The 208-nt window shown below is 25.5% G+C and carries 1 pseudogene; it reads right to left on the bottom strand.

Features of this window, described 5'->3' with window-relative positions:
• Window positions 1–208 (bottom strand): annotated as a pseudogene (locus ACYQ44_RS10585) (ATP-binding protein); the annotation flags it as partial.

Raw genomic sequence — 208 nt, 5'->3', positions numbered from 1 at the left:
GAAATCTGATTTGCTTACTGTATATTTTACTAAATCTTCGTAACTTATATTTCTCCCTTTTACGTATTCATATAAAAATGACGGGGATCCACTTTCAAACCAATAATTTTCAAATTCCTTTTTTTGAAAGAATTGTAATACTGAAAATGGATTATATACAAAGTGTTCTCCATCAAATGAAAATCCATTATAATACATTTTTATTTCT

The organism is Marinitoga arctica (assembly GCF_054657315.1).
Note: the sequence above shows the minus strand (reverse complement) of the source record. Positions and strands in the feature narration are given on the sequence as shown.